General features: G+C 68.8%; 15 protein-coding genes. 7 read left to right on the forward strand and 8 right to left on the reverse strand.

What is annotated here, in order from left to right; all coding sequences use genetic code 11:
• Positions 1-132: 132 nt before the first annotated feature.
• From R9J51_RS20420 to R9J51_RS20435, 4 genes are read right to left on the reverse strand one after another with little or no spacing between them, the layout of a single operon-like run.
• A complete protein-coding gene (locus R9J51_RS20420) occupies positions 133-615 on the reverse strand; it encodes a sarcosine oxidase subunit gamma family protein (protein WP_179562762.1) in 483 nt (160 codons plus the stop codon).
• Positions 608-3,487 (reverse strand): 2Fe-2S iron-sulfur cluster-binding protein, encoded by a 2,880-nt coding sequence (locus R9J51_RS20425; RefSeq protein ID WP_179562760.1) that lies wholly within the window; start codon positions 3,485-3,487, stop codon positions 608-610. The genes R9J51_RS20420 and R9J51_RS20425 overlap by 8 nt, the downstream gene beginning before the upstream one ends.
• On the reverse strand, positions 3,484-3,747 hold the full coding sequence (locus R9J51_RS20430) for a sarcosine oxidase subunit delta (protein WP_179562758.1): 264 nt from the start codon (positions 3,745-3,747) through the stop codon (positions 3,484-3,486). The genes R9J51_RS20425 and R9J51_RS20430 overlap by 4 nt, the downstream gene beginning before the upstream one ends.
• A 15-nt stretch (positions 3,748-3,762) precedes the next feature.
• Positions 3,763-5,049, reverse strand: a complete 1,287-nt coding sequence (locus R9J51_RS20435; RefSeq protein WP_179562756.1) for a sarcosine oxidase subunit beta family protein — start codon at positions 5,047-5,049, stop codon at positions 3,763-3,765.
• A gap of 152 nt (positions 5,050-5,201) precedes the next feature.
• On the opposite strand from R9J51_RS20435, the gene purU reads away from it, so the two are divergent.
• Positions 5,202-6,089 (forward strand): formyltetrahydrofolate deformylase, encoded by an 888-nt coding sequence (purU, locus tag R9J51_RS20440; protein WP_179562754.1) that lies wholly within the window; start codon positions 5,202-5,204, stop codon positions 6,087-6,089.
• A gap of 101 nt (positions 6,090-6,190) precedes the next feature.
• On the opposite strand, the gene R9J51_RS20445 is transcribed toward purU, so the two are convergent.
• The 3 genes from R9J51_RS20445 to R9J51_RS20455 form a co-directional block, all read right to left on the reverse strand.
• Positions 6,191-7,309: an MFS transporter gene (locus R9J51_RS20445; protein ID WP_179563087.1), complete on the reverse strand. Its 1,119-nt coding sequence runs from the start codon at positions 7,307-7,309 to the stop codon at positions 6,191-6,193.
• 235 nt (positions 7,310-7,544) lie between these two features.
• Positions 7,545-8,483 carry a LysR family transcriptional regulator gene (locus R9J51_RS20450; RefSeq protein WP_179563085.1) on the reverse strand — a complete coding sequence of 313 codons (939 nt, stop codon included), beginning with the start codon at positions 8,481-8,483 and terminating at the stop codon, positions 7,545-7,547.
• 28 nt (positions 8,484-8,511) lie between these two features.
• Positions 8,512-9,591: a class 1 fructose-bisphosphatase gene (locus R9J51_RS20455; protein ID WP_168557514.1), complete on the reverse strand. Its 1,080-nt coding sequence runs from the start codon at positions 9,589-9,591 to the stop codon at positions 8,512-8,514.
• A 191-nt stretch (positions 9,592-9,782) separates the two neighbouring features.
• On the opposite strand from R9J51_RS20455, the gene R9J51_RS20460 reads away from it, so the two are divergent.
• Together R9J51_RS20460 and R9J51_RS20465 are read left to right on the forward strand one after the other, a co-directional pair.
• On the forward strand, positions 9,783-10,016 hold the full coding sequence (locus tag R9J51_RS20460; protein WP_179562752.1) for a type II toxin-antitoxin system prevent-host-death family antitoxin: 234 nt from the start codon (positions 9,783-9,785) through the stop codon (positions 10,014-10,016).
• Between the two features lie 9 nt (positions 10,017-10,025).
• Positions 10,026-10,412, forward strand: coding sequence for a type II toxin-antitoxin system VapC family toxin (locus tag R9J51_RS20465; protein ID WP_179562750.1), 387 nt, complete (start codon positions 10,026-10,028; stop codon positions 10,410-10,412).
• A 156-nt stretch (positions 10,413-10,568) separates the two neighbouring features.
• Here R9J51_RS20465 and R9J51_RS20470 read toward each other — a convergent pair whose 3' ends face one another.
• The gene (locus R9J51_RS20470) at positions 10,569-11,543 is read right to left on the reverse strand and encodes a LacI family DNA-binding transcriptional regulator (RefSeq protein ID WP_168557512.1); all 975 of its coding nucleotides are present in this window, start codon (positions 11,541-11,543) and stop codon (positions 10,569-10,571) included.
• Positions 11,544-11,713: 170 nt separating this feature from the next.
• On the opposite strand from R9J51_RS20470, the gene ptsP reads away from it, so the two are divergent.
• Genes ptsP through R9J51_RS20490 form a run of 4 tightly spaced genes read left to right on the forward strand, consistent with a single transcriptional unit; the run spans position 11,714 to position 18,301 of the window.
• Entirely contained in the window at positions 11,714-14,251 is a 2,538-nt protein-coding gene (ptsP, locus tag R9J51_RS20475; protein ID WP_179562748.1) for a phosphoenolpyruvate--protein phosphotransferase, read from the forward strand.
• Positions 14,251-15,201, forward strand: a complete 951-nt coding sequence (gene pfkB, locus R9J51_RS20480; RefSeq protein ID WP_179562746.1) for a 1-phosphofructokinase — start codon at positions 14,251-14,253, stop codon at positions 15,199-15,201. The genes ptsP and pfkB overlap by 1 nt, the downstream gene beginning before the upstream one ends.
• 29 nt (positions 15,202-15,230) lie before the next feature.
• Complete coding sequence (locus R9J51_RS20485) at positions 15,231-16,883, forward strand: PTS fructose transporter subunit IIC (protein ID WP_432788078.1); 1,653 nt, start codon at positions 15,231-15,233, stop codon at positions 16,881-16,883.
• A gap of 47 nt (positions 16,884-16,930) precedes the next feature.
• Positions 16,931-18,301 carry a carbohydrate porin gene (locus R9J51_RS20490; protein ID WP_179562742.1) on the forward strand — a complete coding sequence of 457 codons (1,371 nt, stop codon included), beginning with the start codon at positions 16,931-16,933 and terminating at the stop codon, positions 18,299-18,301.
• Position 18,302: the final 1 nt, after the last annotated feature.

Here is an 18,302-nt window from a genome sequence, read left to right on the forward strand (position 1 = left end):
TCCGAAGCCCGGCCTTGTTGCCCCGGCAAAGCAGCATTCCAAGGTTTTCCGTTACCTCGGATTCGATGAATCAACCTCTCCCCCGTTCGCCCTGAGCCTGTCGAAGCCCCCACGCAGCCTGTCGCAACCGCATCACACCCCGGCCGCCACCTGCCGCCAGCGCGCCAGCAAGCCATCGGCCAGGCTGGCCGGCACCAGCGCATCGCAGCGGTCCTCGCGCACCACATGGAGCCGCACCGCCACATGCGCGATCACCGTCGCCGCCGTGCGCCCCGGCGCAAAGCCCGCGTCTTCGGCATCGAACACGCCATCGTGCATCAACAGGGCGCGCCAGCCCGCCCCGCGCAAAGTCACCCGCACCAGCCCGCCGCCAATCGCCGTCAGCGCGCCATGGCCCGCCACCGCAGCGGCCAGAGCGCGCGTATCCACGCCGCTGCCTTCCACCAGCCAGACATTGGGCTCGAACCGCATGGCCCGGCAAACATCGTCGCCCGCGCTGCATCCCGCCGCCGGCAGGGCAAAGCCCAGCACTGCCGCCACCGGCCCGGCGCCCGCTGCATCCCACAGTTCCAGCGCCAGCACATCGCCCGCATCGCAGGTGGTCAACTCAATCACGATAGCGCGCCCCTTGCGGATCATAGAACACCGGATCGCCCACCCGCACCCGCACCGTGGCCCCGCGCGTGGCAGACCAGGCCAACAATTCCTGCCCATGCCGCGAAGCGCCATCGGTCAACAGCGCCAGGCCGATCCACCCCTCGCCCGCCACACGCGGCGCCGCCGTGGTCACATGGCCCAGCGGTTCCTCTCCCTCGCGCAGCACCAGCATCGCGCCTTCGGGCAGGGCCTGGCCATCCAGCACGGTCAGCCCCACCAAGTGCCGCCGCCCCGCGGCCGTGGCCAGGACCGGGCGCTGCAGCGCCTGCCAGCCGACAAATCCGCCCTGCTTTCGCAGCATGCCGCCCAGGCCGATATCGGCGGCGGTCACGCGCCCGTCCACTTCGGCGCCGATCACCACATGGCCCTTTTCCACGCGCAGATGGTCCATGGCATCAAGGCCATAGGCACCGCCACCGGCCGCAACCACCGCCTGGTGCAGCGCCTGCCACAGCGCGGGCATGTGATGCCCCGGCGCATAGACTTCGAACGCGCGCTCCCCACTATAGCTGGCGGCCAGCACCAGCACTTCGATCCCGGCGATCACACCCCGCGCGCAATGCATATGCGCGGGCGCCGCCGCGCCGGTCAGCCCGGCCAGCACCGCCGCCGCGCGCGGCCCGGCCAGCGCCACGGCGCCGTAATGCTCCTGCACATTGACCACGCTCGCTTTCAGCTGCGGGGCCATGACATTGCGCAGCCACGACAAGTGCTGTGCCATGCGGTCCGCCCCGCCGGTGGAGCTGGTCAGCAGATAGCGCTGCTCGTCCAGGCGCCAGGCGGTGCCATCGTCCATCACCATACCGTCTTCGCGCAGCATGACCGTATAGCGCCCACGCCCCACCGCCAGCCGCCCGATGGCGGTAGCACAGGCCATTTCCAGCAGCGCGGCGGCATCCGGCCCGGCCACCTCGAACGTCGCCAGCGTGGATACGTCCACGATTCCCGCGCTTTGCCGCACCATCCGCGCCTCGCGCAGGCTGGCCTGCCCCAGGCTTTCGCCGGCCTGCGGATAGCTGCGCGGGCGGAACCAGTATCCCACCGGCTGCCACGCCGCACCTTGGCGGTCATGCTCCGCGTGCAGGCGCAGCTTGCGCACCGGTCCGGCATGGTCGCGCACCGCGGCTCCGGCAAACACGCCCAGCGTGGTGGGGGTATAGGGCGGGCGAAACGTGGTCAGCCCGGCCTGGGGAATCGCCACCCCCTGCGCCTGCGCCAACCGGCCCAGCGCGGCCATGTTGCCGGTCTTGCCCTGGTCGGTGCCCATGCCCAGCGTGGTATAGCGCTTCAGGTGCTCGACCGAGCGATAGCCCTCGCGCCAGGCCAGATCGATATCGCCGAGCGAAACATCGTTCTGGAAATCGACGAAAGCCTTGCCGCGTATGGTGTCGGGCACCATCGCTGCTTCGGCCGGCGTGCCCATGCCCAGCGGATCGTCCACCGCAAACATGCGCGCCTCGCCGCCGCCCGCCTGCCAGCCCTGCGCCAGGATCGCGGCCAGGTCATGCCCACCCGCCGCCGCGCCAATGCTCGCCTGCGCCTGCCGCGCCGCGCCGGGCACGAAGGCCTGCGTCGCCGCGTCCCAGGCCAGATCGCCGCCTGCCTGCTTGTGCAGATGCGCCACCGGGGTGAACCCGCCCGACATCGCCAGCAGATCGGCGGCAAAGCGCTGCTCGCCCCCGCCCACTTGCGCAATCACGGCGCAAAGCCGCTTCCCGCGCGCCCGCGTGTCGATGGGGCAGGCATCGGCCAGCACGGCAAACCGCGTGCGCGCCTGCTCCACCAGCGGGCCAGCGGGCGCGGTGCGGCCGTCCAGCACGGCCATGACCTGCGCCCCGGCATCGGCCAGGGCAAAGGCGGTGCGATAGCCATCGTCGTTGCTCGTCGCCACCACGGCGCGGCGGCCCGGCACCACGCCATGGCGCCGCACATAGTGGCGCACCGCCTGCGCCAGCATCACGCCGGGCCGGTCGTTGCCGCCAAAGGCCAGCGGTCGCTCGATCGCGCCGGTCGCCAGGATCACCCGGCCCGCGCGCACTTTCCACAGCCGCTGGACCGGCGCATCGGCGCGCGACGGCGCCTGCCCCGGCTCGGCCAGCCGCTCCACCACGCTGACCAGATTGCCGTCCCAATAGCCGGTCGCCGTGGCGCGCAGCAACACGCGCCCGCCGCCCGCCACGATCCGCGCCACCGCGTCCTGCGCCCACTCCGCCCCGGCCGCACCGTCGATCCGCACGTCCTCGCGCAGCAGCGCGCCACCGGCCAGGCGGTCCTGCTCCACCAGCATCACGCGTTGCCCGGCCTGCGCCGCCGCCAGCGCGGCGGCCAGCCCCGCCGGCCCGGCGCCCACCACCAACAGGTCGCAAAACGCGGCGCGATGGTCGAAAGCATCGGGATCGGCCTCTCGCGGCGCCGGGCCAAGCCCCGCCGCCTTGCGGATGAAGCGTTCGTAAACCATCCACCGCTTGGGCGGCCCGAAGAACGTCTTGTAATAAAAGCCCGCCGGGATCAGCCGCGCCACCAGGCCGTTAACCGCGCCCACATCGAACGCCAGGCTGGGCCAGGCATTCTGGCTGCGTGCCACAAGGCCCTGATAGACGAACACGTCGGTCGCGCGGGTGTTCGGCTCGGCCCGCCCGCCTTCGCCCACAGTCACCAGCGCCGATGGTTCCTCCACCCCGGCGGCCATGATCCCGCGCGGGCGGTGATACTTGAAACTGCGCGCCACCACGGCCACGCCGTTGTCCAGCAGTGCGGCGGCCAGCGTCTGCCCGGCGCGCGCGGTATAGCGCTTGCCGTCGAAGGTGAAGTGCAGCGTTTCCCCATTCATGGCAGCACCTGCACGCCCAGAGCATGCACCGCCACGATGGCATGGCTCATCCGGTCGCGCCGCAGTTCCAGCCAGCCCCGGCAACCCAGCGTGTGGCGCCAGATCTCGTTTTCCTCCCCGCGCGGATTGGTGCGGGTATAAAGCGCGGCCATGGCCACATCGGGCGCCTGGTCCAGTTGCACCACGCTGTCGCGCGTGCGTTCATAGGTGAATTCTTCCTGCGCGCGCGGCCCGCAATGGGGGCAGTGGATCAGCATCATGGCCTTGCGCTCCCCCTAGCGGTGCTGAGGCATCGGGCCAACGCCCGCTTCGTCGATGGTGCGCCCCTGGGCAAAGCGCGTCAGGTCGAACGGCGCGGCAATCGGGTGCGGCTGCCCGGTGGCGAGGTGATGGGCATAGAGATGCCCCGAACCCGGCGTCGCCTTGAACCCGCCATAGCACCAGCCGCCGTTGAGATGCAGGTTGCGCAAGGGCAAATCCCCGATGATCGGCGAACCATCGAAACTCATGTCGGTCACGCCAGACCAGCAGCGCACCATGCGCAAGCGGCTGAGCGCGGGCACCAGCGCAATCGCCTGGGCAATCGCGTCTTCCAGCCGCACCGGCTGGCCGCGCTGGGCATAGCTGGGACAGCCATCGGGATCGCCGCCGGCCACGATGCCGCCCTTGTCGGATTGCGAGATATAGCAATGCAACGATTGCGACATGATCACCGTGTCGATCATCGGCTTGACCGGCTCGGTCACATAGGCCTGAAGCGTATGGCTCTCGATCGGCAGGCGCACCCCCGCCAGCCCCGCCACATGGCCGCTGTTGCCCGCCACGCAGATCGCCACTTTGCCTGCCGCAATGGCCCCGCGCGTGGTTTCGATCCCGGTCACCGCGTCGCCCTCGCGGGTAAAGCCCACCACTTCGCAATTCTCGATAATGTCTACGCCCAGATTGTCTGCGGCGCGGGCATAGCCCCAGGCCACCGCATCGTGCCGCGCCGTGCCGCCGCGATGCTGGATCAGCCCGCCCGCAATCGGCCAGCGCGCCGCGCGCGAAAAATCGAGCAGCGGCACCAGGCGGCGCACCGCGTCCACGCCCATGAGTTCAGCGTCGATGCCCATGGCGCGCAAACTGTCGCCGCGCTCGGCCAGCCGCGTCATGTCGGCATCCGAATGCCCCAGGAACAGCGCCCCGCGCGGCGAGAACATCACGTTGTAATTCAATTCGTCAGACAGGCCCTCCCACAGCCGCAGCGAATGCTCCAGCAGCCGCTGCAAGGGCGCCTGGCGATAGTTCGATCGCACGATGGTGGTGTTGCGCCCGGTGTTGCCGCCGCCGATCCAGCCCTTTTCCACCACCGCCACGCGGCGGATGCCGTGCTGGCTGGCAAGATAATAGGCCGTGGCCAGCCCATGCGCCCCGCCGCCGATGATCACCACGTCATAGCTGGGCTTGGGCTCTGCCGCGCGCCAGGCGCGGCCCCAGTGGCGATGCCCGCCCAGCGCGCCGCGCAACAGCGCCAGCGCGGAATAGCGGCTCTTGGCCCGGAAGTGGGATGTGGTTCCTGTCACACCGCCATGCGTAAGGGGCACGGTGCCACGGCGTCGCGTCTAAAAATGTCATCCGCGCGGCCGAAAATGTGATTTGCCAAAATCGCGCGCGGACCGGCCTTTGCACGGGCTGAACGCGCGGCACCATCGGCCGCGCCGGGGGAAACACACGCATGACCGGAATTGTCGATCCCGCCAGCGGCGCCACGCCGGGGCACGTGCTGCTGCTGCGCTGCGCCGACCAGCGCGGCATCGTGGCCGCCGTGGCCAGCTTTCTGGCCGAACAGGGCGCCACGATCACCGAATCCAACCACTTCAACGATGGCGCCTCCGGCCTCTTCGCCATGCGCACCGCCTTTGCCGGCGATGGCGCGCCGCTGCCCGATGTGGACCTGCTGCGCCAGCGTTTCGCGCCGATTGCCGAACGCTTTGCCATGGACTGGTCGCTGCACGACATGGCGCGCCGCCCGCGCCTGTTGCTTGCGGTGTCGAAATTCGGGCACTGCCTGTTCGATCTGCTTCACCGCTGGCGCGCCGGGCTGCTGCCGGTGGACATCGTCGGCGTCGTCTCCAACCACGATGACATGCACAGCTTCGTGGAATGGAGCGGCCTTCCCTATCACCACCTGCCGATGAAGCCCGATGGCAAAGCCATGCAGGAAGCGCGCTTTGCTGCCTTGATCGACGAGACGGCCCCCGATCTCGTCGTGCTGGCGCGCTACATGCAGATCCTTTCGCCCATGCTCTGCGCAAAAGTGGCGGGGCGCTGCATCAACATTCACCACTCGTTCCTGCCCAGCTTCAAGGGGGCCAAGCCCTATCACCAGGCGCACGAACGCGGCGTGAAGATCATCGGCGCCACCGCGCACTATGTGACGACGGACCTGGACGAAGGCCCGATCATCGAACAGGACGTACGCCGCGTCACCCACGTCCACGCGCCGGAAGCCCTGGTCGCCCTGGGCCGCGACGTGGAATGCCAGGTGCTCGCCCGCGCGGTATCCTGGCACATCGAACGCCGCGTGATGGTCAACGGCAACAAGACTATCGTGTTCGGCTGAACAGTTTTATTGTGCAGTGCAGCATTTTCCATGGAAAACCCGGAGAAACCGCAAGGTTTCCCCGGGGAAATCCGATATCCTATTGCCGTGCATACCTTTTTTCAGGCGTTGCGGGGCCGCCGTGCCAGCCAGTTGGCAATGCCGCCACCCACGCCCAGCGCCAGGCCCAGCCCGCTCACCCCGGTCCAGCCGGAGCCATGCCAGGCCAGTGCCGCCAGGGCAGACCCCGCCGCGCCCAGCAGGAACATGCCGCCCATGAAAAGGGTGTTGAGCCGTGCCCGCGCGCCCTGGTCCAGAGCATAGACGATATGCTGGTGCGAGATCAGCGCGCTCTGCACCGCCAGGTCCAGCACGATGCAGGCCAACGCCAGGCCCACCAATCCCGGAAAGGCCATGGCAATGGCCCATGCCACCACCATCAGCGCCACGCCCGCCACGATCGTGGCATGGGGCCCGCGCCGGTCGGCCACATGGCCGGCCAGTGGCGCAGCCAGGATGCCCACCGCGCCGATCACGCCAAACAGCCCAGCCACGCTCGGCCCTTCGCCCACTTGCGCCAGGCGCAGCGCGAGGATGCTCCAGAACGCGCTGAATGCGGCAAACAGCAGGCCCTGCGTGATCGTGGCCAGGCGCAGCGCGCGGTGCGCACGCCACAAGTGCCACAGCGAAGCAAGCAGCTGCGGATAGCGCGGCCCCTGCCCGGCTGCCGATTTGGGCAGCATCGCGCGCAAGATCGCGGCGGCCAGCAGGGCCAGCGGCACGCCCAGCCAGAACATCGCGCGCCAGCCGGCATGCTGGGCCACGAACCCGGCCAGCGTGCGGCTGAGCAGGATGCCACACAGCAGCCCCGCCATGACCTTGCCAATCACCGCCCCGCTGCGTTCGGGCGGGGCAAGGTGCGCGGCAAACGGCACGATCTGCTGCGCCACGGTGGCCAGCGCGCCCAGGAGGAGCGAGGCGCCCAGCAAGAGCGCGGGCGACGGAGCGATCGCGGCCAGGACCAGCGCCACCGACAGGAGCAGGAATTGCGTGACGATCAGCGCCCGCCGCTCCACCCGGTCGCCCAGCGGCACCAGCAGGAACAGCCCCAGTGCATAGCCGAGCTGCGTCACCGTGGGCACCAGCGCGGTCAGCGCGCTTGGCATGCTCACCTCGATCAGGCCGAGCATCGGCTGGTTGTAATAGATATTGGCCACGCCAAGGCCGGTCGTGGCCGCCATCGCCAGAGTCAGGCCCGCGCCCAGCGTGGGACGCGAGGCGGGCGGGAGCGACGGGTGTGCCGGGCGCGGGGGCGCGCCGGCCAGGATCGTTTCCGACATGATCAGGGCTCTTTCCTGTTGGGCAGACCGAGGGGGAAACGGTTGCTGCCACGCTTGGTTGCCAGCGCTATGCCCCAAGCCCGACGCAATGATAATCCACCCATTTTGGCAGTCACCATTGCATATAGCGCAACGCTTACCCCGTCAGCCCGCGCTCCCAGTACGGCGGCGTGCCAAACCGCGCCGCCAGGAAATCCACGAACAGGCGGACTTTGGCCATCCCGCGCCGATCGGGCAGCGTCACGGCATGAATGCCCACGTCGCCCAGCGGCAGCGCGCCGGGCCGCGCGATATCGGCTTGCCAGCCGCCCAGCACCGCGACCAGGCGCCCGGCTGCGATCTCTTCCCCCACCAGCCAGGTGGGCAGCAGCGCCAGCCCCACCCCGGCCAGCGCGCCTTCGCGAATGGTGTCGGCATGGTTGGTGCGCAACGGGCCCGTCACCCGCACCCACTGGTGCTGGCCATCGCGGCTCAACCGCCAGCGCCGCTCGCCATCGGCAAAGGCAAAGGTAAGGCAGGCATGGCTTTCCAGGTCGGCAGGGCTGCCGGGCGTGCCATGGGCGGCAAGATAGGCGGGGCTGGCGCAGACCACGCGGCGCTGCGGCGCCAGCCGCCGCGCGATCAGGCTGGAGGAATCGAGCACGCCCAGTCGCAGCGCCACATCGATGCGCTGCGCCGCCAGGTCGAGCACGCTGTCCGTCACGCTCACGTCCAGCGCGATGTCGGGATGGGCGGCCAGGAAGGCTGGCAGCCAGGGCGTCACGTGAAGCCGCGCAAACGTGACCGGCAGGCTTACCCTGAGCAGCCCGCGCGCCGCGCCTGCCCCCTCGCGCGTGGCGCGGTTCGCCTCGGCCAACTGGTCCAGGATGGCGCGCGCCTGGGGGTAATAGGCTTCCCCCGCGCTGGTCAGCGTCACCTGCCGCGTGGTGCGCTGCAAGAGCCGCGTGCCCAGCGCGGCCTCCAGCGCATCGACATGGCGGGTGAACGAGGATGTCGCCTGCCCCGCCCGGCGCGCGGCCGGGGCAAAGCCGCCCTCGTCCACCACCGCCACAAAGGCACCCAGCGCGGCGAACATATCCACGGCGCCGCGCCCTTTTGGAGCCTCAGCCCTGAGGTTCGCTGGCCGCGGCCACTTCGGCCGGATCGCCCAGGATCACGCCCACCCGCTCGTGCAGGCTGGTGGGCATCAGGTCGAGAATGCGCGCCGTGCCGTTGCTGGCCGCGCCGCCCGCCTGCTCGATCAGGAACGCCATGGGGTTGGCTTCATAGAGCAGGCGCAGGCGCGCCTTGCCCGGATTGCGTGAATCCGCCGGATAGAGGAACACCCCGCCACGCTTGATGATGCGGTGCACGTCGGCCACCATCGAGGCGGGCCAGCGCATGTTGTAATCCACGCCCAGCGGTCCTTCGGTGCCACAGATGCGTTCTTCGATATACTGCGCCACGTGCGGCGACCACTGGCGGCGGCGCGCCATGTTAACGGCAAATTCGCGGTTGCCGCGCGGCATCTGCATCGGCCCGTCGGTGAGCCGCCACGAACCGATCTCGCGATCAAGCGTGAATTCATAGACCCCCGTGCCCACGGTCAGCACCAGCAGCGTCTGCGGGCCATAGATGGCATAGCCGGCCGCCACCTGCTCCGCACCAGGCTGGAGGAAATCCGCCTCGGTCACGTCGCGCCCGGCGCAGGCATCGGGCGCGCGCAGCACCGAAAAGATCGTGCCGACCGAAAGGTTTACGTCGATATTGCTCGATCCGTCGATCGGATCGAAGGTCAGCAGGTATTCGCCCTTGGGAAAGCGGCCGGGAATCGGATGCAGCGTCTCCATTTCCTCAGAGGCCATGGCGGCCAGCTGCCCGCCCCATTCGTTGGCATCGAGCAGCAGGTCGTTAGCGATCACGTCCAGCTTCTTCTGCACTTCGCCTTGCACGTTCTCGTTGCCGAGCGAACCCAGCACATCGCCCAGGGCGCCCTTGGAAATGGCAAAGTTGATCGCCTTGCACGCGCGCGCCACGGTTTCCAGCAAAAGGCGCAGGCCCGCCGGGCACGGCGAATCCGGCCGCCGCTGCTGCTCGATCAGAAAGCGGGTGAGCGTGACCGGCTGCCCCGATTGCGGATTGGGCGCCGGGGCCGGAGCCGGTGCGGCGGGGGCGCTGTCAAGCACCGGGGTCTGGATGGTCATCGCGCGAATCTCTCCTGCCATGGCCCGCCCGGGCCGTTCGTTCGCCCTTCTCTAAGCCAACAATTGTGCAATTGCGAAGGCCAAAGGGCACTTTTTTGCAGCGAAAGCCGCACGAGCGGGCGCACATCCGGACAAGCCGGTCCTTGCCCGACGCGGTAAGGTTAGCTATATTCTTAGCCAAGGAGTCTCCCATGGCCCAGTTTTCCGTGCACGATGCCAAGACCAACCTGTCGCGCCTGATCGCCGAGGCGCTGGCTGGTGGGGATGTGGTGATCGCGCGCGGCAATGTGCCGGCCGTGCGCCTGGTGCCGGTCAACCCGCGGGGGCAACGCCGCTTTGGCGCGCTGCATGGCAAGATTGCCCTGGACGCCGGCTTTCACGATCCTCTGCCGGATGACGAAATGGCAGGATGGGATCTTGGCTGAGATCAGGGCATGCGCCTGTTGCTGGATACCCATGCGCTGATCTGGTGGCTGGCCGGCGATGACGCCTTGAGCCATCACGCCCGCGACGCGATCGCAAACGAAGCCAATGCCGTGTTCATCAGCGCAGCCTCGGCAATGGAAGTGACCACCAAGTTTCGCATCGGCAAGCTGCCCAGCGCGGCACTGCTGGCACAGGACTTCACCGCGATCGTGGCCGATCAGGGTTTTGCCGAACTACCCATCACCATCGCCCACGCCCGCTTAGCCGGCGCGCTCAACATTCCCCACAAAGACCCTTTCGACCGCTTCCTAATCGCCCAGGCCCAGGTTGAAGACATGGCCCTGGTTTCCAACGAAGCGATGTTCGACGGGTTTGCCGTGCAAAGGGTGTGGTAGACCCGGTTCAGCAACCTTAATTCGGGATAGCTTGCTCGACGGTGGGTACTTCGCAGAGTAGCTGTCAATGCAGAGTTCGGGATTCGAACCCGAAAATCACGGGCCGTGGCTGCCTCTTGAAATCATGTCGAGGATGACGAAGCAGACAGGCGTCCCCTAGCCCCGCGCCACCAGCTTGCCGGCCAGCACCACCTTGCGCGTGGGCGCTTGGGGATTGTCCAGGCGATCGAGCAGCATGGTCGTGGCGGTGCGGCCGATTTCTTCCACCGGCTGCTCGATCACGCTGATGCCCCCGCCGTTGCCCACGAAATCCATCCAGTCGTTGTTGTCGAATCCGGCCAGCGCGATGTCTGCCGGGACGGACAGGCCCTGGGCGCGCAAGGCGCGCAGGATGTGGAGGAGCATGACGCCGTTGCTGGCCACCAGGGCATCAGGGCGCTGCGGGCCCGAAAGCAGGGCGGCGAGCGCGCGTTCGGCTTCTCCCGTGTTGTGCGGCACGGCCAGGGCCTGGGCTTCCAGGCCGAGCGCGGCAGCGGCGCGTTCGAAGCCCGCGCGGCGTTCGTGGCCGGTCATGCTCATCGCGCCGAACAGGCCGGCCACGCGGCGATGGCCCTGTGCGTGCAGATGTTCCACCAGCACGGCGGCCATGCGTTCGTTGTCAAGCAGCACGCAATCAAGATCCGCGCCGGGAATCGCGCGGTCGATCAGCACCACCGGACGCTCGCCTTCCGGGCGGTCGGTTCTGGCCACGCGCTGGCGCGAGGGCGCCAGGATCACCCCGGCCGCGCGCTCCTGGTGCATGAGGTCGAGGTACATCGCCTCCTTCGCCGGATCTTCATCGGTGTTGCACAAGATCACTTGCATACCGCGTGCCGCCGCCACCGTTTCCACGCTGCGCGACACGGCGGTGAAGAAGGGGTTGCGGATATCGGCCACAATCAGGCCGATCACGTTGGAATGCTGCGAACGCAGACGCCGCGCCGCCAGGTTGGGACGATAGCCCGTCACTTTGACGGCATCGTGCACGCGCTGCTGCATGGCCGCGTCCACGGCCTTGCCCGCCAGCACACGCGAAACCGTGGCCGCCGAAACCCCGGCCACCCGCGCCACATCCTTGATCCCCACGGCCATCAGAAAACGTTCTCTCCAACTCCCCGGCCGATTGGCCTGTTCTTCGCACAAACATGGCCGCAATCCCCCCATTTGCGCAAGCCTCTTGACAAAATTCATGAGAAAACGTTTTCTGAAGGCACAGCGGCGGCCCAAGCCCGCCGGCAAGCACCCCTGGAGAGAGGCCCGAAATGCTGCCCAACCCCGCGATTTTGCCCGAAGAGGCGGCTCTCGTGCGCATCGGTGCGCAGGCCGGCAGCAAGGAAGACGCGATTCGCCAGGTGGGCCAGATGCTGGTGGCCGCGGGCTGCGTTGCGCCGGGGTATGAAGATTCGATGGTGCGGCGCGAGGGCGTGGCCAACACGTTTCTGGGCGCGGGCGTGGCGATCCCCCATGGCCTGGGCGAAGACAAGGGGCTGGTGCGCCGCGACGGCATCGCCGTGCTGCAACTGCGCGACGGGGTGGAATGGAACCCCGGCCAGACGGCGCATCTGGTCGTGGGCATTGCCGCCAATTCCGACAGCCACATCGCCATCCTGCGCCGGCTGACGCGCCTGATCCAAGACGAGCCACGCCTTTCCGCGCTGGTGGCGAGCGACGACCCCCACGCCATTGCCGCCGCGCTGGGCGAAGATAGCGCCGCGCCTGCCGCGCAGGCTCCGGTGGCCGATCTGGCCCATGCGGCGCAGTGGACCGTGGACTATCCCGCCGGACTTCACGCGCGCCCCGCATCGGCATGGATGGAGGCAGCGCGCGCCGCGCCGGCGGCCTTGCGCGTGCGCCACGGGGCCGATAGCGCCGATCCCAAGAGCCTGGTGTCGCTGCTGCAACTGGGCCTCAAGTGCGGCGACACCGTCACCATTTCCGCCGATGGGCCGCAGGGCCGCGCGGCGGTGGACCAGTTCCTTGCCGCCGTGCGCCGTCTGACCGCGCGCGAGAAGGAAGATGCCGCGCGTGCCGCCGCCAAGGTGGCCGCCGCCGCGCAGACCACCGGGCGCGGCTGGCAGCCGGAAACGGCGCTCACCATGCTGGCCGGCGTGGCCGCCAGCCCGGGCCTCGCCATCGGCACGGTCCATGTCGTGGCCGCGGCCGAGCTTTCCGTGCCCGACGAGCCGGTGGACCTGGGCCGGGGTGGCGCCATGCTCGACGACGCGCTGCGCCGCACCCGCGCGCAGATGACCGCGCTGATCGACGATACCACCCGCCGCCTGGGCGCCAGCGATGCCGCGATCTTCAAAGCACAGGCGGACCTGCTTGACGACACCGACCTCATCACCCTCACGTGCCAGCTGATGGTCGAAGGGCATGGCGTGGCCTGGTCATGGCACCAGGCCGTCAGCCGCATTGCCGGGCAGCTTTCCGCGCTGGGCAATCCGGTGCTGGCCGCCCGCGCGGCAGACTTGCACGATGTGGGCCGCCGCGTGCTGGCCGCGCTCGATCCCGCCCTCGCGACCGGTTCGATCGATACGCTGCCCGAGGGTTCGTGCATCCTGGTGGCGGCAGACCTTTCCCCGTCCGATACGGCAACGCTCGATCCCGAAAAGGTTGCCGGCATTGCCACGGCGCTGGGCGGGCCGACGTCGCACAGCGCGATCCTGGCGCGCACGCTGGGGCTGCCCTCGGTGGTGGCGGTGGGCCAGGACCTGCTGGCGCTGGGCGCACAAACCAAAGTCATCGTCGATGGTGATGCGGGGCGCGTGTGGCTCGATCCCACGCCGGCCGACCTGACCAGCGCGCAAGCCTGGATCGATCGCATCGCCGCCCGCCGCCAGGCGCAGGAGGCCGAACGCAGCCGCCCGGCGGTGACCACCGATGGGCACCAGGTGGCCATTGCCGCCAACGTCAACCGCCCGGATTCGGTGCCCTTTGCCCTCGCCGAAGGTGCCGAAGGCGTGGGCCTGATGCGCACCGAATTCCTGTTCCTGGAACGGGGCGACACGCCCAGCGAGGACGAGCAGGAAGCGATCTACCGCGCGATGATCGCAGCGTTGGGTGACCGCCCGCTGATCGTGCGCGCGCTCGATATCGGGGGCGACAAGCAAGTGCCGCACTTGGACCTGCCAACGGAAGAAAACCCGTTCCTGGGCGTGCGCGGCGCGCGGCTGCTGCTGCGCCGGCCCGACTTGCTCGATCCGCAATTGCGCGCGCTCTACCGCGCAGCAAAGCACGGCGGGGACTTGTCGATCATGTTCCCGATGATCACTTCTGCCTGGGAATTGGAGCGCCTGCGCGCGCGGTGCGAGGAAATCCGTGCCGAGCTGGATGCACCGGCGGTGCCGATCGGCATCATGATCGAAGTGCCCGCCGCTGCGGTGCAGGCCCATGCCCTGGCGCAGCATGCCGATTTCTTTTCGATCGGCACCAACGACCTCACGCAATATACCCTGGCGATCGACCGCCAGAACCCCGAACTGGCGGCCGAGGCCGACAGCCTGCACCCCGCCGTGCTGCGCCTGATCGCGCTGACCGTGGAAGGCGCGGCGGCGCATGGCCGCTGGGTGGGGGTGTGCGGCGGATTGGCCGGCGATCCGTTCGGCGCGGCGCTGCTCACCGGGCTTGGCGTAACCGAGCTTTCGATGACCCCCCGCGACATTCCCGCCGTGAAGGCGCGGCTGCGCGCCGCCAACCTGCCCGATCTGCAAGACCTCGCCCGCCGCGCGCTGGCCCAGCCCGGCGCCGCGCAAGTGCGCGCGCTGGATGCCCCTGCCCTGGATGAAAGAGCCGCCTGATGCGCGTCCATACACTTACGCTCAACCCCGCGATCGACGAGACGATCACGCTTGATACGCTCGTGCCCGGCCAGGTCCACCGCGCCCGCGCCGTGCGCCAGAATGCCGGGGGCAAGGGCATCAACGTGGCCAGTTGCCTGGCCGATTGGGGCGTAGCGGTTTCGGCGCATGGCTTGCTGGGCCGCGACAATGCCGCCCCGTTCGAAGCGCTGTTTGCCGCCAAGCCGATCACCGATGCCATGGTGCGGGTGGACGGCGCCACGCGCGTCAACCTCAAGCTGGTGGATAGCGCCGGCACGACCGACATCAACCTCGATGGCCTGGCCGTGACCGACGAAACCCTTGCCGCCGTGCTCGATGGGCTGGCCGATATGGCCGCCGCCGGGGACATGGCGGTGCTGGCGGGCAGTCTCCCCCCCGGCTGCCCGCCAGCCTGCTATGCCGGCCAAGTGGCGCGGCTGCGCGATGCGGGCGTGCATGTGTTGCTCGATGCCAGCGGCGAACCGCTGGCGCGCGCGCTGGCCGCGCCGGTGCTGCCCCACGTGATCAAGCCCAACCGCGATGAACTCGCGGCCTGGGCGGGCGAACCCCTGCCCGATATCGCCGCCGTGCTGGCCGCAGCCCGCGCGCTTCATGCGCGGGGGGTTGACCAGGTGGTCGTGTCGATGGGCAGCGAAGGCGCCCTGTTCGTCAATGGCGATGGTGCGATGCACGCGCGCCTGGCTCTGCCTCCGATCGGGCCACTGGGCATTCCCAGCACGGTGGGCGCAGGCGATGCCATGGTGGCGGGGCTGGCCGCCGCGCATGTCGCCGGGCTGGGCCTGGCGGAAACCGCGCGGCTGGCCACGGCATTTGCCGTGGCCAAGCTGGGCATGGCCGGGCCCAACCTGCCGGAAAAGGCCAGCGTGCTGGCCCTGGCGCAAGACGTGATCACCGGCCCGCGCCCATGACGCGCGCCAAAAAGAACCTGGGATAGAGCCTGATGAAACACCAAGTGCTGATCGCCGCGCCCGGGCGCGATGTGGAGGCGGTGCTGGCCGCGCAAGCCCTGGCCAAGGCCGCGCGCGAGGCCGGGCTGGAACTCGACGTCCAACTGGAAAGCGCGGGCGATGCACCCGCCGCGCCGGCCCTGCTGGTGGGCGCGGTCGATCATCCCCAAGCCGCGCAAGCGGCGCATGTGGTGGCGCTCGATGCCGTGCTGGCCGATCCCGCCGCCGCCCTGGCCCTGCTTTCCGCCCAGCCGAATGCTGCGCAGCAAGTGCGCGTGGTGGCGATCACCTCGTGCCCCACGGGCATTGCCCACACGTTCATGGCGGCCGAAGGGCTGCAACAGGGCGCGGCCGAACTGGGCCATGCCATCCGCGTGGAAACGCAAGGCTCGGTGGGCGCCGGCACGCCGCTGACGGCCCAGGAAATTGCCGAGGCCGACGTGGTTATCATCGCCGCCGACCGCGAAGTGGACCGCGCCCGCTTTGCCGGCAAGCGCGTGTTTGCCAGCAATACCAAGCCCGCGATCACCGGCGGCGCCGCGCTGATCACCCGCGCCCTGGCCGAAGCCAGCGTGCAGGCCGGCGGCGAAACCGCTGGCGCCGCGCCGGCCAAGGCCGAACGCACCGGCCCCTACAAGCACCTGATGACCGGCGTTTCGTTCATGCTGCCCTTCGTGGTGGCGGGCGGTCTGCTGATTGCGCTGGCCTTTGCGCTGGGCGGCATTCACGCCAATGACGATGCCGCCGCCGGCACGCTGGCGCACACCCTGTTCGAAATCGGCGCCAAGGGCGGCTTTGCCCTGATCGTGCCGGCGCTGGCCGGCTATATCGCCTATTCCATTGCCGATCGGCCGGGCATCGCGCCGGGCATGATCGGCGGGATGATCGCCGCCAGCCAGGGCGCCGGCTTCCTGGGCGGCATCGTCGCGGGCTTCATCGCCGGCTATGGCGTGGAAGCGCTGAACCGCGCGATCCGCCTGCCGCGCAATCTCGCAGGGCTCAAGCCCATGCTGATCCTGCCGCTGCTCGGCACGCTGATCACCGGGCTGCTGATGGTCTATGCAGTCGGCACGCCGGTGGCGGCGGTGCTCTCGTTCCTTACCGAATGGCTGCGCGGGATGCAGGGATCGAGCGCGATTGCCCTGGGCCTGATCCTGGGCGCGATGATGGCGTTCGACATGGGCGGGCCGGTCAACAAGGCCAGCTATGCCTTTTCCGTCGGCCTGATCGCCAGCCAAGTCTACACCCCGATGGCCGCGACGATGGCCGCGGGGATGACCCCGCCGCTCGGCATCGCGCTCGCCACCGTGCTGTTCCGCAAACGCTTTTCCGCTGAAGAGCGCGATGGCGCCGGTGCCACGGCGGTGCTTGGCCTGGCCTTCATCACCGAAGGCGCCATTCCCTTTGCCGCGCGCGATCCGCTGCGCATGATCCCCGCCTTCGTCGCCGGATCGGCGCTGGCCGGCGCCATTTCCATGGCGATGGGCGTGGAACTGCGCGTGCCGCACGGCGGGGTGTTCGTGCTGCCGATCCCCGGCGCCGTGACGCATCTGGGCGCCTATGCCCTGGCGATTGCCGCAGGCACGCTGACCACCGCGCTTTTGGCCGGGCTGCTGCGCCGCCCGCTTCCGACCACCGCCTGACCTCTTTTTCGCGCGGCCGCCCCTGGCCGCAAGGAGTGCCTCGTCCCATGCCCGCCCTGCCTTCTGGTGCCTGCCGCGCAGGCGCCCTCGCTATCGTGCTGCCCGCTCTCCTCGCCTCGGCCGCCCCGGCGCTGGCCGATGAGGCACCGCCGCCGCCCACACTGCCCGCCACCGCGAAAAGCCAACCCGCGCCCAACCTGGCGCAGCCGCTGGCCGACCAGGGCATTACCCTGGCCTATAGCTATACCGGCGAAGCGGCTGGCAACGTTTCGGGCGGCCTGGCGCGCAAGAGCGCCTATACCGGCCAGGTCTATCTCGGCGCCGATTTCGACATGGATCGCATCGTCGGCATTCCCGGCGCGACGATCCACTTTGCCGTGACCAACCGCCACGGCAAGAGCCTGTCGAACATCGCGTTGGGCAACAACACCTCGGTCCAGGAAGTGTGGGGCACGCAAAACACCCACCTGGCGATCCTCACATGGGAGCAGAAGCTGCTCAATGACCGCCTGGTGATCGAGGCCGGTCGCAGCCAGGCCAACATCCACTTCCTCAATTCGCCGCTCTATTGCCTGTTCCAAAGCAATTCGACCTGCGGCAACCCCACTTTCGTGTTCAAGAACAGCAACTTCACCTATTTCCCCGCGTCAAGCTGGATGGCCCAGGCCAAGCTCGCGCTCGCGCCGCGCTGGTTCGCCCATGCCGGGGTCTATGAAGTGAACCCCGATCGCAAGCGCTGGAACGACGATGGCTTCAACTTCTCTTCGGCCAACCGCACCGGGGTGATCGTGCCGTGGGAACTGGGCTATGGCGATGACAAGCGCGAAACCCGCCTGCCCGGCCACTATATCCTGGGCGGCTGGTTCGACCGTGCCGATTACAGCGACCCGCTGCGCGACGATCAGGGCGGCATCGCCATTCTCACCGGCCGCCCGGCGCGCACCCTGCACGGCCGCAGCGGCATCTATGTGCGGTTCGACCAGCAATTGACCCGGCCGGATCCCACGAGCAAGCGCGGCCTCTCGATCTTCGGCGTGGCGATGACCAATCTTTCGGGCCAGGTGGAAGAAAGCCGCTATTTCGATTTCGGCGTGGTGCAGACCGGCACGTTCAAGGGCCGCGACAGCGATACGCTGGGCTTCATGATCAACGACCAGCGCTTTTCCGACCTGGCCATGGCGCGCATGCGCGCCGCGCGCCTGGCCGTCGGCGGCGAAGACAACGTGCATCGCCACCAGGTGATGATGGAACTCGCCTATGGCGCCGATGTGGTGCCGGGCCTGCGCGTTTCGCCCAACGTGCAATATATCCTGCACCCGGACAACACCGGCGCGCCGTTCAATCGCACCAACACCGACAATGCGCTGGTCTTCGGCTTCAAGTTCACACTGGACGGCCCCACCTTTTTCGGGCGGTGAC

This window comes from Novosphingobium rhizosphaerae, from assembly GCF_050920675.1.
Taxonomy (GTDB): domain Bacteria; phylum Pseudomonadota; class Alphaproteobacteria; order Sphingomonadales; family Sphingomonadaceae; genus Novosphingobium; species Novosphingobium rhizosphaerae.